Raw genomic sequence first — 11,305 nt, forward strand, 5'->3', positions numbered from 1 at the left:
GGGGATGGTCAGGCGACGGGCTGCGGGTCCCGGCCCAGCAGCCGCAGCGCGGCGAACCACGGGTCGGAACCGGTCGCGGTGAGCGGAGGCTCGAACACACCCGGCGTCCCGCCCGGCCGGGCGGCGATGGCGCTCGCGCTCTCGAGCACGAAGGCGACGGTGGCGCCGTCCGGCCGGTAGGTGGTGCCGACCGCGGTGGCCACGTCCCAGGCGTGCACCGCGGTGTCGAGAAGCTGCATGCCGAGCGCGAGGGTCGCCGAGACCTGTGCGTCGAACTCGGCCAGGTGGACGGGGGCGTCCGGTTGTGCGCGTGCGGACGCCTCGCGCAGCGCCGTCGCGGACTCCGCCCACGCGCCGACGGCGCAGTCCGGTGTCACCTCCGGTCCCGCGTAGAGGGCGATGTCGGCGTCGCCGTCGCCGAGGGCGGCCGCGAAGCCACGGTTCTGGCCGATCATGTGCGACAGCAGGGCGGCGAGGTCCCACTCGTCGCACGGCGTCGGGAGGTCGAGCGGGCCCCGGGCGGCCCGCTCGATCAGGCGGGTGGTCTCGGCGAGGGCGGTGTGGTGCAGGGTGAGCATCTCCGAATAAGTAAGCATATGTAGACGATACACCCGCGCAGATCATGGGTTGGTGGTTAGGATCTCCGGGTGGAGCGTCCCGAGCTTGGCTATCTGTTCGACCGGCTGCTGCGGGTGGTGATCGCTCGCGAGGAGCCGATCCTCGCTGCCGCCGGCCTGCAGATGTGGGATCACGTGCTGCTCACCGCGCTCGCCCGGGGGGACGCCCCGACCCAGGCGCAGCTCGCGGCCGAGACCGGGCGCGACAAGACCCGGCTGATCGGCAACCTGGACCGGCTCGTCGAGCTCGGGTTGGTCAGCCGCGTGCCCGACCCGGCCGACCGGCGCAACCGCGTCGTCTCGCTCACCACCGAGGGGCGGCGGGTTCTGGAACAGTGCCAGACCGGCATCCGCGCCATGGAGACGGAGCTGCTGGGGGCCCTTCCGGCCGGCGAGCGCGCGGACTTCGAGCGGGCGCTGGTGGCCCTGGCCGCGTCCCTCGACTGACCCACGCGCCGAGCAGGTCAGAGACGCCGGGCGCCCTCACTCCTCGAACCGGTACCCCGCCCCCGGGTGCGTCAGGATGTGCTTCGGGTGCGACGGGTCCTGCTCCAGCTTGCGCCGCAGCTGCGCCGTATAGACGCGCAGGTAGTTGGTCTCCGTCGAGTAGGCGGGACCCCACACCTCGTGCAGCAGCAGCTTGCGGTCCACGAGCCGGCCGCGGTTGCGCACCAGCACCTCCAGCAGGGCCCACTCGGTGGGGCTCAGCCGCACCTCTTCCCCGGCGCGCGAGACCTGCCGCCGCGCCAGGTCGATCCGCAGCTCGCCCGCGGTGACCACGGGCTCCTCGGCCTGCGCCGGCTCCGCCCGGCGGACGGCGGCGCGCAGGCGCGCCAGCAGCTCGTTCATGGCGAACGGCTTGGTCACGTAGTCGTCGGCGCCCGCGTCGAGCGCGTCCACCTTGTCGTCGCCGAGCTGCCGGGCGGACAGCACCACGATCGGCACCCGGGTCCAGCCCCGGATGCCCGCGATGACGTCGAGCCCGGGCATGTCGGGCAGCCCCAGGTCGAGCAGCACCACGTCGGGCCGCGTGGACGCCACGGCGTCGAGCGCCGCGGCGCCCGTCGGCGCGGCGGTCACGTCCCAGCCGTGCGCACGCAGGTTGATCGCCAGCGCGCGGGTCAGCGCGGCGTCGTCGTCCACCACGAGCACGCGGTTGCCGGACGCCGACCGCTCGCCCCCGCCGTCCACCTCACCGGTCACGGGACCATCCCATCACGCGGGACGGTCAGAACCATGGTCAGGCCGCCGCCCGGGGTGTCCTCGGCGGAGATGCGGGCGCCGACGGCGTCCGCGAGGCCCGACGCGACCGCCAGGCCCAGGCCCAGGCCGTTCGCGCTCGTGTCGTCGAGCCGCTGGAACGGCTCGAACATGGTGACCTTGCGCTCGTCCGGCACGCCGGGGCCCGTGTCGGCGACGCGCAGCTCGACGGCGTCGCGCGCCGCCGAGGCGGTGAACAGCACCTTGGCGCCGGGCGGCGAGTGCCGCACCGCGTTGGAGACCACGTTGGCCACCACCCGCTCGAACAGGCCGGGGTCGGTGTGCACGAGCGGCAGGTCCTCCGGCACGTCGAGCGTGAGGTCGGCCAGCCACGGCTCGACGGCGATCGGCACCACCTCCTCCAGCGACGCGGCGCGCAGCGCGGGCCGCACGGCGCCGGTCTGGAGGCGGGACAGGTCCAGCAGGTTGCCGATGAGGCGCTCCAACCGGTGCGTCGAGTCGGCGATCGTGGCCGTCAGGACGTCGCGGTCCTCCCGGTCCAGCTCGACGTCCGGCGAGGCCAGGCCGTCCACGGCCGTGCGGATCGCCGCGAGCGGCGTGCGCAGGTCGTGCGAGACGGCGGCGAGCAGCGCGGTGCGGGTGCTCTCGGTGCGCTCCAGCACCTCGGCCTGGGCGGCCTGCTCACGCAGCCTGCGCCGCTCCAGGACGATCCCGGCCTGCGCCCCGAACGCCTCGACCACCTGCCGGTCGCTCGCGGGCAGCACACGGCCCGCCAGGACCAGCCGGTGCCGGTCGTCGATCAGCACCTCGGTCTCGGTCTGCTCCGCCCCGTCGTCGCCGGGTCCGGGCGCGGGCTCCGCTTCGGTGACCCACCGCTCGTGCGCCACCACGGACCAGGGCGCTCGGTCGTCGGCACGCTCCTCCAGGCGCACGTCGGCCATCGCGAAGGTCTGGGCCAGACGGTGCACGATCGCCTGCGCCGTGTCCTGGCCCGACAGCACCGACCGGGACAGCGCCGCGAGCGTGGACGCCTCGGCCCGCGCCCGGTAGGCCTGCGTGGTGCGCCGCGCCGCCAGGTCCACCACGGACGCCACGGCCACCGCGATCACCACGAACACCGCCAGGGCGAGCACGTTCTCCGCCTCCGCGATCGTGAGGCGGCCCGTGGGCGCCGCGAAGAACCAGTTCAGGCACAGGTTGGACACCACGGCGGCCACCACCGCGGGCCACAGTCCGCCGATGAGCGCCACGCCGACCACCCCGGCGAGGAGCAGCATGGCGTCCGTCGCGAGCGCGACGTCGTCCCGGCCGATCGCCAGCAGCCCGGCCGTGAGCACGGCGGGGATGAGCAGGGCCGACGCCCAGCCGGCGGCCCGGCGTCGTGGGGACAGCGACGAGTAGCGCGAGCGCACGCCCACGCCGACCCGCGCCCGCTCGTGCGTCACCAGGTGCACGTCGATCGCACCCGAGAGCCGCGCGATCTCCGCGCTGGACGAGCCCAGCAGCGCCTGCCGCCACACGGGGTGCCGGGAGACGCCCACCACGATCATGGTCGCGTTGACCCCGCGCGCGAAGTCCACGACGGCGGACGGCACGTCCTCCCCCACCACCGTGTGGAACGCACCGCCGAGCGACTCCACCAGCGCGCGGTGCGCCGCGATCGTGGCCGACGGCGTCGACGGCAGACCGTCGGTGGGCAGCACGTGCACGGCCAGCAGCTCGGTGCCCGCCGCCCGCTGGGCGATCCGCGCGGCCCGGCGCAGCAGCGTCTCCGTCTCCGGGCCGCCGGTGACGGCCACGACGATGCGCTCGCGGGCGGGCCAGGTGCCGCCGATCGAGTGGTCGGCGCGGTACCGGGTCAGGGCGTCGTCCACCCGGTCCGCGAGCCAGAGCAGCGCGAGCTCGCGCAGCGCCGTCAGGTTGCCGACGCGGAAGAACGACGACATCGAGGCGTCGATCTGCTCGGCGCGGTACACGTTGCCGTGCGCGAGCCGGCGCCTCAGCTGCTCCGGCGAGAGGTCGACGAGCTGGATCTGGTCTGCCTCGCGGACCACCTGGTCCGGCACCGTCTCGCGCTGCCGCACCCCGGTGATCGCCTCGACGTCGTCCGTGAGGGACGCGATGTGCTGCACGTTGACCGTGGTCACCACGTCGATCCCGGCGCCCAGCAGGTCGTGCACGTCCTGCCAGCGCTTGGCGTGCTGGGAGCCTGGCGCGTTGGTGTGCGCCAGCTCGTCGACGAGCACCACCTCGGGCGCGCGCTCCAGCACCGCGGCGACGTCGAGCTCGGTGAGCGTGGAACCGCGGTGCTCGGCCAGCCGGCGCGGGATCATCTCCAGGTCGCCGATCTTGGCGACCGTCGCGGCACGGCCGTGCGTCTCGACCAGCCCGATCACGAGGTCGGTGCCGCGCGCCCGGCGGCGGTGCGCCTCGTCCAGCATGGCGTAGGTCTTGCCCACGCCAGGGGCCGCCCCCAGGTAGACGGTGAGGCGGCCCCGGCGTCCGGTGGTCATGGGTTCAGTGTGCGTCATCGAGCGCGAGGTTGAGCTCGAGCACGTCGACCCGCGGCTCGCCCAGCACGCCCAGGTCACGCCCGGCCGTGTGCGCCTCGACCGCGGCCTCGACGTCGGCCACCGGCAGGCCGCGCTCGCGCGCGACCCGGGCGACCTGGATCGCGGCGTACTCGGGGCTGATCTGCGGGTCCAGGCCCGAGGCGGAGGCCGTGACGGCGTCGGCCGGGACGTCCGCCGGTTCGACACCCTCCAGCTCGGCGACGGCCGCCCTGCGCTCCTCGATCGTCGCGACCAGGTCGGGGTTGAGCGGGCCCAGGTTGGAGCCGCCCGAGGCCAGAGTGTCGTACCCGTCGCCCGCCGCCGACGGCCGCGGGTGGAAGTACTGCGCGCCTTCGAAGCCCTGCGCGACCAGCGCCGAGCCCACCGCCTCCGACCGGTCGGTCGTGTGCGAGCCGTCCGAGCGGACGAGCGAGCCGTTGGACTGCCAGGGGAAGGCCACCTGCCCGACGGCGGTCACCGCGAGCGGGTACGCCAGGCCCAGCAGGAGGGTGAGGACGAGCAGCATGCGCAGTCCCGCCAGCGAGTGCCGGGTCAGCGTCGCGAGCTCGCTCGCCACCGTGGTGCTTGCCATTGTGATTTCCTTTCCGGATCCGGTGCGCGGGGCTACAGGCCCGGGATCAGCGAGACGACGAGATCGATGAGCTTGATGCCGATGAACGGCGCGACCAGGCCGCCCAGGCCGTAGACCAGCAGGTTGCGCTGCAGCAGCGACGACGCCGAGGCCGGCCGGTACCTGACGCCCCGCAGCGACAGCGGGATCAGCGCCAGGATGATCAGCGCGTTGAAGATGACGGCCGACAGGATCGCCGAGCCCGGGCTCGCCAGGCGCATGACGTTCAGCACCTCGAGCTGCGGGAACACCGTCATGAACATGGCGGGCAGGATCGCGAAGTACTTCGCGACGTCGTTCGCCACCGAGAACGTGGTCAGCGCGCCACGCGTGATGAGCAGCTGCTTGCCGATCTCCACGATCTCGATGAGCTTGGTGGGGTCGGAGTCGAGGTCCACCATGTTGCCCGCCTCCTTGGCGGCGGACGTGCCGGTGTTCATCGCCACGCCGACGTCGGACTGGGCCAGCGCCGGGGCGTCGTTCGTGCCGTCGCCGGCCATCGCGACCAGCCTGCCGCCCTCCTGCTCGCGCTTGATGAGCGCGAGCTTGTCCTCCGGGGTGGCCTCTGCCAGGACGTCGTCCACCCCCGCCTCCGCGGCGATGGCCCGCGCGGTCACGGCGTTGTCGCCAGTCACCATCACCGAGCGGATACCCATGGCGCGCAGCTCGTCGAACCGCTCGCGCATGCCCTCCTTGACCACGTCCTTGAGCCGGACGACGCCGAGGATCCGCGCGGGCTGCTCGCCGAGCTGCTCCGCGACCACCAGCGGGGTGCCACCGAGACGGGAGACCGCGTCGATGTGCCCCTCCAGCTCGGTGCGCTCCTTGTCGGAGAGCTGTGCCCCGGTGCTGTGCACCCAGCGCTGGATCGCGCTGCCCGCACCCTTGCGGATGCGGTGGATCTCGGTGTGCCCGGCACCCCCGGCCTCGGTGGTCCGGGTCAGCGGCACATCCACCCCGGACATACGCGTCTGGGCGGTGAACGGCACGAGCTCGGCGTCCACCGGGAGCTCCTCGACCGTCCCGGCTCCGCCGCCCGAGAGGGGCATGCCGTCGACGAGCTCGACGATGCTGCGCCCTTCCGGGGTCTCGTCCGCGAGGGACGCGAGCCGGGCCGAGGCCGCCAGCTCGCGCGGGGCGACCTTCCCCAGCGGGAGCACCTCGGTTGCCCGCCGGTTGCCGTACGTGATGGTGCCCGTCTTGTCGAGCAGCAGCACGTCCACGTCACCCGCCGCCTCCACAGCGCGGCCCGACATCGCCAGCACGTTGCGCTGCACCAGCCGGTCCATGCCCGCGATGCCGATCGCGCTCAGCAGCGCGCCGATCGTCGTCGGGATCAGGCAGACCAGCAGCGCCACCAGCACCAGCAGCGACTGCCGGGAGCCCGAGTAGACCGCGAACGGCTGCAGCGTGGCCACCGCCAGCAGGAACACGATCGTCAGCGACGTCAGCAGGATGTTCAGCGCGATCTCGTTCGGCGTCTTCTGCCGCTCGCTGCCCTCGACCAGGGCGATCATCCGGTCGACGAAGGTGGCCCCGGCGGGCGCCGTGACGCGCACGACGACCTGGTCCGAGAGCACCACGGTGCCGCCGGTGACAGCGCTGCGGTCGCCGCCGGACTCGCGGATGACGGGGGCGGACTCGCCGGTGATGGCCGACTCGTCGATGGACGCGACGCCCTCGATGACGTCGCCGTCGCCCGGGACCGTCTCGCCCGCGGCGACCACCACGACGTCGCCCACCTGGAGCGTCGAGGACGGCACCTCGACGGTCGGCAGGTCGGCCAGGCCGCTCGTGTACCGGAGCGTGTCCCGCGGGGCGTCGACCTTGCGCGCCGTCGTCTGCTGCTGCGTGGCGCGCAGCGTGGAGGCCTGCGCCTTGCCCCGCGACTCCGCCACGGACTCGGCGAGCGTCGCGAAGAGCACGGTGGCCCACAGCCACACCGCGACCCACCAGGCGAACACGCCCGGCTGGACGATGGCGAGCACCGTGGTGACCAGAGCGCCCACCTCGACCACGAACATGACGGGCGAGGTGTACAGGACGCGCGGGTCGAGCTTGCGCAGCGCGCCGGGGAAGGCGGACCGCAGCTGCGTCCAGGTCAGGGCGCGCGGCGCGGCGGAGCGCTCGGCCCGCTGCGGGCCGGCCCCGCCGGACGCGGGTTCTCGGGTGGGGACGTCCGGGACGTTCCGGGTGTCGATGGTCATGACAGGGACTCCACAACGGGACCGAGGGAAAGAACGGGGATGAAGGTGAGACCCACGACGATGATCGCCACCGTCGCCAGCAGGCCCGCGAACAGCGGGCGGTGCGTGGGCAGGGTGCCCGACGTCGCGGGCACGGCCGTCTGGCTCGCGAGGCGGCCGGCGAGGGCCAGCACCAGCGCGATCGGCACGAACCGGCCGGCCAGCATCGCGATGCCCTGGGTCACCTCGTAGAACGGGGTGCCGCTGGTGAGCCCGCCGAACGCGGAACCGTTGTTGTTCGCGGCGGAGGCATAGGCGTACAGCACCTCGGACAGGCCGTGCGGGCCCGACTCCTGGATGCCGGCCAGGCCCGGCTCGACGACCACGGCGACCGCCGTGCCCACCAGGACCAGCGCGGGGACCGTCAGCACGTACAGCGCGACGAGCGTCATCTCGGCGCGGCCGATCTTCTTGCCCAGGTACTCGGGCGTGCGGCCCACCATGAGCCCGGCGATGAACACCGCGACCACGGCCAGCACGAGCATGCCGTACAGGCCCGCGCCGACGCCGCCGGGGGCGACCTCGCCGAGCAGCATGTTGAACAGCACCAGGCCTCCGCCGGGGGCGGTCAGCGAGTCGTGCGACGCGTTCACCGCGCCGGTCGACGTCGCCGTGGTCGCCACCGCGAACAGCGCACTGCCCGCCGGGCCGAACCTGGTCTCCTTGCCCTCCATCGCGGCGCCCGCCGCCTGGGGCGCGGCCCCGGGGCCCGCCATCTCGGCCCAGGTGGTCAGCGCGAGCGAGGCCGCGAACAGGCCGGCCATGACGCCGAGGATCGCCCAGCCCTGCCGCTTGTCGCCGACCAGGATGCCGAACGTGCGGGGCAGCGTGAACGGGATGAGCAGGATCAGGAAGACCTCGACCAGGTTGGTGAACGGGGTCGGGTTCTCCAGCGGGTGGCCGGAGTTCGCGTTGAAGAAGCCGCCGCCGTTGGTGCCGAGCTCCTTGATGGCCTCCTGAGAGGCGACCGGGCCGCCCAGCGACTGCTGGGTGGCGCCCTCGACCGTGGTCAGCGCGGTGTGCGGGTCCAGGTTCTGGATCACGCCGCCGGCCATCAACAGCACCGCGGCCACGAGGGACAGGGGCAGCAGGATGCGGGTCACGCCGCGGGTCAGGTCGGACCAGAAGTTGCCGATACGGGCGTCCGTCCCGGAGCGGGCGAACCCGCGCACCAGGGCGATCGCGACCGCCATGCCGACGGAGGCCGAGACGAAGTTCTGCACGGCCAGGCCGGCCATCTGCACCAGGTGTCCCGCGGCGGCCTCACCCGAGTACCACTGCCAGTTGGTGTTGGTCGTGAAGCTGACCGCGGTGTTCCAGGCACCGGCCGGGTCGAACCCGGTGAACCCCAGGCTCCACGGCAGGTGCTCCTGCAGGCGCAGCATGCCGTACAGGAACAGGACGGAGACCAGCGAGAACCCGAGCAGGGACATCAGGTAGGTGGTCCAGCGCTGCTCGGCGTCCGGGTCCACGCGGACGATGCGGTACCAGAGGCGCTCGGCGCGCAGATGCTTCGGGCTGGAGTAGACATGCGCCAGGTAGGCGCCCAGGGGAACGTGGACGGCTGCGAGCACTGCGGCCAGCACGGCCACCTGCGCCACCGCGACGAGGACTGCGGAGCTCATGGCGGCGATCACCGCGTCCGGTCGGCGCGGATCAGCGCCACGAAGAGGTACACGAGGCCCGCGAGGGTGAGCACCAGGCCCACGGCGTCGAAGAGGTTCACTTCCGCCTCCCCGAGGGGCGGGCGGAGTCGTCGCTCACGGCGGCGCGCCGCGCCACCAGAGCCACCGCGGCGAAGAACGCCACGGTCAGGAGGATGAAGGCCAGATCGGTCATGCCACTGGTCTACGCCGGTCCGCGACCGGTGGAACCAGTCCTTGACGGAACGCTGACGCCGCCCGGGCGCTCGCTGACAGGCCCCTAACGCACCGTGCCCCGGGCGCCGCCGGCCGCCGTGCGGGCGCCGGGCGGGCGCCGTCGAACGTAGGGTTTGTCGGCGCATAAGCGCTCATGCGCCGACAAGCCCTACGTTCGACCGCTCCGGGCGCACCGGCATCGGGTCGGCGGAAAATGAGATCGGTCGGTTGCTGCGAGGTCGGTCCAGCGATGGACCGGTCTCACAGCAACCGACCGATGTCGTCAGCGCGGTGCGGCTGGGGTCAGAAGTCGAAGAGCTCCCCGAGGATCGACTCCTTGCGCTTCTTCTTGTAGCGCGGGTCGTAGCGGCGGTCGTCGTCGTAGCGGCGGTCGCGGTCGTAGCGGCGGTCGTCGTCGTAACGGCGGTCGCGGTCGTACCGGCGGTCGTCGTCACGCCGGCGGTCGTCGTCCCGACGCCGGTCGTCGTAGCGTGGGTCGTAGGCCGGCTGCGGCGAGCCGTAGGCGGGGCCGGCGTGCACCGGGTTCGGCGTCGAGGGGGCGGCGGGTGCGGGCGGGGCGACGGGCGCCGACGGCCGGTTCTCCGCGGCGATCTCGGCCTCGACCGACCGGTCGATGACCTTGTCGAGCTCGCCACGATCGAGCCACACGCCACGGCACGTGGGGCAGTAGTCGATCTCGATCCCCTTGCGCTCGGACATGACGAGCGTCGTCTGGTCGATGGGGCACAGCATCGGTTGGTCTCCTCGCGGTCGTCTTCTACCGGTCACCCAACGGACGGGGTGAGGCTGTGGTTCCTGCGGGCTACGTCGGAGCTCCCACGCTCTCACGGACCACCGGCTCGCCCCACCGCACGGCAGCCTCGGCGAGCGCCCCGGCCGTGCCGCCGTCGCCGTTCGCGACGACCGCCCAGACGATCGCCGCCGCCACGAGCAGGCCCGCGAGCACGGCGAGCGCGATCTTCCACGCGGACCAGGGCCGCTGGCCCACCACCTCGGCGGTGCGGGCGTTGACCAGCACCTGGAACGGCTTGCCGCCGTACAGATAGGTGGCGATCCAGACGGGCAGGAGCAGGAGCTTGTACGTCACCGCCGCGTAGCTGGTGTGCACCTGGTGCACGCGCTGCACGTCGCCGCCGATGTCGTGCTCGCAGTCGTTCTCGATGACCGGCGCCATCTCGCGCTTGGCAACCTCCAGCCCCGTCTCGGGCTCGACGTCGTACCGCAGGGTCTCGTAGCCGGCCAGGTAGTCGGGCTGGTAGGCCCGGGCCTGCTGCAGCGGCCACGGGCTGAGCTTCGCCAGGTGCTCGGGCATGACCCGGCCGGTCCCGGCCACCAGCACGTCGTCGAAGTCGCGCGCGACGGTGCCGGCGGCCGGGTACCAGCGCGTCTTCTGCACCTGCCGGGTCTGGGTCTGGCTGCGCCCCTCGGAGTCGGTGGTCGTGTAGGTCTCGGTGACCCAGTAGTGCTCGCCGCGCTGCCCGACGTAGTCGGACCGGGTGCGCGCGTCGAACGTCCAGTGCGGCAGGTAGACGCCGTGCGCCTGCTCGGCGGAGACCACCTTCTTCAGGGCGGACGGTGCGAACCAGCGCGAGCGTACCCAGGTGCGCAGTGCGCCCTGCATGGCCTCGCGGTCCACCTCGAAGGGCAGCACGGCCTCGGGTTCGACCAGGCCGAGGCCCTCGACCTCGGCGACCATGGGCGACCCGCAGAACCCGCACTTCTGGGACAGGTGGTCGCTGGTGGTCACGGCGCCGCAGGTGCCGCACCGGTAGTCCTGCGTGGCCGGCGCCGCGGTCCGGGTCCGGGACGCGAGCGCCGCGAAGTCGTGCTCGCGCACCTCGCGGACGACGGCGGTGACCTGCTGCGTGTGCCCGCAGTACGGGCAGGTCAGCGTGCCGGTGCCCGCCGAGAACTCGACGTTGGCCCCGCACTGCTCGCACGGGTAGGCGTGGTGGGCGGCGGGGCCGCCGTCGGTGAGCTCGACCATCCTCAGGCCTGCGGCAGCGGGGGCGGCGTAGCGCCGAGGTGCTTGGCGACGTCAGGCACGGACGACGCCGGCTCCCAGCCGGCCATGCCCGCGCGCCAGATCAGCGTGCTCGCCGTGAGGGTGCCTGCGGCGGCCTGGCCGGCCAGCGCGGCGTCGTCGAACGGGCCGGTC

The 11,305-nt window shown here is 73.2% G+C and carries 11 protein-coding genes; 1 reads left to right on the forward strand and 10 read right to left on the reverse strand.

The genetic code is table 11. The annotated features are described in order from the left end of the window. Positions 1 to 8 precede the first annotated feature (8 nt). On the reverse strand, positions 9 to 596 hold the full coding sequence (locus tag PROKR_RS28195) for a TIGR03086 family metal-binding protein (protein WP_036970502.1): 588 nt from the start codon (positions 594 to 596) through the stop codon (positions 9 to 11). Positions 597 to 647: 51 nt separating this feature from the next. Between PROKR_RS28195 and PROKR_RS28200 the strand changes: the two genes are divergently transcribed. Continuing rightward, a complete protein-coding gene (locus PROKR_RS28200; RefSeq protein WP_036970504.1) occupies positions 648 to 1,064 on the forward strand; it encodes a MarR family winged helix-turn-helix transcriptional regulator in 417 nt (138 codons plus the stop codon). A 36-nt stretch (positions 1,065 to 1,100) separates the two neighbouring features. Here PROKR_RS28200 and PROKR_RS28205 read toward each other — a convergent pair whose 3' ends face one another. From PROKR_RS28205 to PROKR_RS37700, 9 genes are all read right to left on the reverse strand, one after another. Next, positions 1,101 to 1,820 carry a response regulator gene (locus PROKR_RS28205; RefSeq protein WP_020016460.1) on the reverse strand — a complete coding sequence of 240 codons (720 nt, stop codon included), beginning with the start codon at positions 1,818 to 1,820 and terminating at the stop codon, positions 1,101 to 1,103. Then, on the reverse strand, positions 1,817 to 4,351 hold the full coding sequence (locus PROKR_RS28210) for a DUF4118 domain-containing protein (protein ID WP_036970506.1): 2,535 nt from the start codon (positions 4,349 to 4,351) through the stop codon (positions 1,817 to 1,819). The genes PROKR_RS28205 and PROKR_RS28210 overlap by 4 nt, the downstream gene beginning before the upstream one ends. Before the next feature lie 4 nt (positions 4,352 to 4,355). Further along, on the reverse strand, positions 4,356 to 4,982 hold the full coding sequence (kdpC, locus tag PROKR_RS28215) for a potassium-transporting ATPase subunit KdpC (RefSeq protein WP_084800730.1): 627 nt from the start codon (positions 4,980 to 4,982) through the stop codon (positions 4,356 to 4,358). 32 nt (positions 4,983 to 5,014) lie between these two features. Beyond that, positions 5,015 to 7,228, reverse strand: coding sequence for a potassium-transporting ATPase subunit KdpB (gene kdpB, locus PROKR_RS28220; protein ID WP_036970509.1), 2,214 nt, complete (start codon positions 7,226 to 7,228; stop codon positions 5,015 to 5,017). Next, the gene (kdpA, locus tag PROKR_RS28225; protein ID WP_036970790.1) at positions 7,225 to 8,892 is read right to left on the reverse strand and encodes a potassium-transporting ATPase subunit KdpA; all 1,668 of its coding nucleotides are present in this window, start codon (positions 8,890 to 8,892) and stop codon (positions 7,225 to 7,227) included. Before kdpA ends, kdpB begins: the two co-directional genes overlap by 4 nt. Positions 8,893 to 8,900: 8 nt before the next feature. Then, positions 8,901 to 8,993, reverse strand: coding sequence for a K(+)-transporting ATPase subunit F (kdpF, locus tag PROKR_RS32000; RefSeq protein WP_084800731.1), 93 nt, complete (start codon positions 8,991 to 8,993; stop codon positions 8,901 to 8,903). 436 nt (positions 8,994 to 9,429) lie between these two features. Next, the gene (locus PROKR_RS28230) at positions 9,430 to 9,879 is read right to left on the reverse strand and encodes a TFIIB-type zinc ribbon-containing protein (protein ID WP_036970512.1); all 450 of its coding nucleotides are present in this window, start codon (positions 9,877 to 9,879) and stop codon (positions 9,430 to 9,432) included. Positions 9,880 to 9,949: 70 nt separating this feature from the next. Beyond that, positions 9,950 to 11,134, reverse strand: coding sequence for a TFIIB-type zinc ribbon-containing protein (locus PROKR_RS28235; protein ID WP_084800732.1), 1,185 nt, complete (start codon positions 11,132 to 11,134; stop codon positions 9,950 to 9,952). Between the two features lie 2 nt (positions 11,135 to 11,136). Continuing rightward, positions 11,137 to 11,305: DUF4339 domain-containing protein (locus PROKR_RS37700; protein WP_036970514.1), on the reverse strand; the 169-nt coding region annotated here is incomplete at its 5' end.

Source organism: Promicromonospora kroppenstedtii DSM 19349 (genome assembly GCF_000515355.1).
In the GTDB taxonomy this organism is placed as follows: domain Bacteria; phylum Actinomycetota; class Actinomycetes; order Actinomycetales; family Cellulomonadaceae; genus Promicromonospora; species Promicromonospora kroppenstedtii.